This window comes from Chryseobacterium sp. VD8, assembly GCF_037149975.1.
GTDB classification, from domain to species: Bacteria; Bacteroidota; Bacteroidia; order Flavobacteriales; family Weeksellaceae; genus Chryseobacterium; species Chryseobacterium indicum.
This window is the reverse complement of record NZ_JBBCQL010000365.1, coordinates 1-2,493: the sequence shown is the minus strand read 5'-3', so window position 1 is coordinate 2,493 and position 2,493 is coordinate 1. Positions and strand designations below refer to the sequence as shown.

Below are 2,493 nucleotides of genomic sequence, written 5' to 3'. Positions count from 1 at the left end.
TCTTTAAAATCAATGTAAATTTTATTGATTATTGCCTGATATTCGTTAATTAAAGAAAATAAACATCCACTTCTTTCTGAATGTATTTGTCATGATTGAAATAAATATATTCGGAACTGATGAAATCGTTAAGAAGCTGCTTATTTTCAGTCGTTAAAAAGTCTTTGTAGGCAGATTCTTTCATGAAATGTTTCAAAACATCTTTAAACGGTTTTTCGTTCTTTAGTAAAACAGCTCTGTGTTTACAGATTTCCTCCAACGGCAAAGTAACCATCATAAATTCCAGATGAGGCGTAAAATTGTTAATGGAATTCTGGAAAATATCAAACTCTTTATCCAGCAAAGCAAATTTTCTGTATTTAGCTGCTAAAATTTCCTTTTCATGGTCATCAGCAATGCTGTAAAAGTATCTGAAAATACGAATGTCATTTTCTAACAACTGCTTATTCAGATTTCCGGATTCTTCTTTAATTTTAGGAACCAGAAGTCTTGCTTCTCTGGATTTGTACAGCTTTCCCGTGTAGGTAAAGGTTTTAACAGCTTTAGGATTTTCAGCAAGATAATTCAAAGTATACAAATCACTTTCTGTTCCTGCCTTTTCATAAACCAGAGAAACATACTGATCGCTGAAGAAGTCTTCTTTTTCTACCAATTCAGTATCTTTTATAAGTTCATCAACATTTTCCAAAACAGGATTGTGACTTTCATAATATCCGTTGAATGCAGAATTTATCAGTCTGTAAGGATATTTTTCATTGTAAAGCTGAAGGAACTGATCATTATTACCAATAACTTCACCCAAATTTTTAATATTGTACAGCGTTAAATATTTGCTTGTCAGAATCCTGCATATTTCCGCATATCCGCGGATTATATTTTTTGCAAGGTCGTTATTTTCAGGATTGTTTTTTGTCTGATTTTTCCGGATCATTTCAATTCTTTTATCCGTTTCGGGATGAAAAGACCATTGATCTTCAATTTTTACTTTTGTCTTATTATATCGGGTAATATCTTCAAGATCTATTTTCGGAAGATCATGCTCAAATAAATGATTGTTTCTTTCACCGAAAATTTTCATCAGCAAGCTTTGGTTTTCAAATAAATTTTCAGGCAGATATTTATTCCCGCTCTCTGCATAAAACATAAAAGAACTGTTGAACGCCGCATTGCTTAAATCCAGCCTTAATAAAGATGAAGTCTGCTCTTTCGGATTAGTAACGTAAGTAGCCACTGCATCCGCATGAAACTCCATTTCTCTTCGCAATGAAGCATTGTTTTTAAAAAGAAAATCTGAAAAGATCTTTAAAATAAACTGAAACACATTAATGAAAGCTACAGAAATTAATCCGGCAAGCTGAAATGCCCATTGTCCTGATCCGTGTCTGATCGAATTTTCAAAATCTTTATTGTTGTAAACCGTATCAAAAATAATTTTTTCTGCCTGATTTACATATCCTCCGATTTTCATACTTCGCTGTGAGAAATGCCCGAATTCATGCGCTAAAACGCTTTTAAGTTCACCTACAGTTAAAGAATTTATCAGCCCGATTCCGATGGTAAGATTCTTTTTAACAGGCAAAAACATACTCCAGAAAAGAGAATTGTAGCTTACACTTGCATTTACTTCCGGCGACAGAAAAACTTTTCCCGGTCTGCTTACTTTTGTTTCCAGAATAATTTCATCAATAATGGCAAACAGTTCCGGCTGAGTTTTTCTGTCTACTTCTATTAAATGTTTTGTGCTGTAATTTTTCCTGATGAAGATAAATTTTATTAAAAAATAAAAAACAATAAGCCCGATACTTATCATCCCCAAAGCAATAATAGCAGTAAAATAGCTGGGGTGAAATGTTACAAGATTTATTGCTCCATAACCCAGCAGGAAAATCAGCAGCAGCGATATGAGAATCAGGATAAAATAAACAATAAAGAATACGGATATTGATATAACAGCAGAAATCAGCTTAGAACGGTAAGCCGATGAAATAGGAGGCAGGTTATTAGTCATTATGTGTTTTTTTATAATTTTCTAGTATTTCTCGATCAGATAATGATAGGCTTTCAGGTATTTATTAAATCTCTTGATGTCTTTGGAAGTAAGTTCTCTGTTTACCCTTCTCAGATCCATATTATCACGCAGATCGTTGAGTTTTACGGCAACCGCAAGAGGAGAACGTTCTGTTCTTCGTACAAAATCGTCATATTCTTCGTTGGGATCGAATTTGGTGAGACAGCTTATCGCAAAAATAATATATTCGGGAAATCCCTGATCTCTCAGATAATCAAGGCTGAATTCCTGAGGATGATCCTCCACCACATCGTGCAAAACTCCTACAATTTTTTCGTCCAGTGTTTTTCCGTATTCCATTACCCGCATTACGTGTGCAATATAAGGTGCATGATATTTATCGGTTTGTCCTTTATGTGCCTTATCAGCTATTTTTATTGCTCTGTGGAGCATTTCTTCTTTTGTCATCTTATGTAAAGTAGAGT

At 33.9% G+C, this 2,493-nt stretch carries 2 protein-coding genes; both read right to left on the bottom strand.

The window, feature by feature from the left end; translation table 11 throughout:
- Positions 1-49: 49 nt before the first annotated feature.
- Positions 50-2,008 (bottom strand): M48 family metallopeptidase, encoded by a 1,959-nt coding sequence (locus WFK35_RS22115; RefSeq protein ID WP_336734744.1) that lies wholly within the window; start codon positions 2,006-2,008, stop codon positions 50-52.
- A 21-nt stretch (positions 2,009-2,029) separates the two neighbouring features.
- Complete coding sequence (locus WFK35_RS22110; protein ID WP_235130864.1) at positions 2,030-2,476, bottom strand: phosphohydrolase; 447 nt, start codon at positions 2,474-2,476, stop codon at positions 2,030-2,032.
- Positions 2,477-2,493 lie beyond the last annotated feature (17 nt).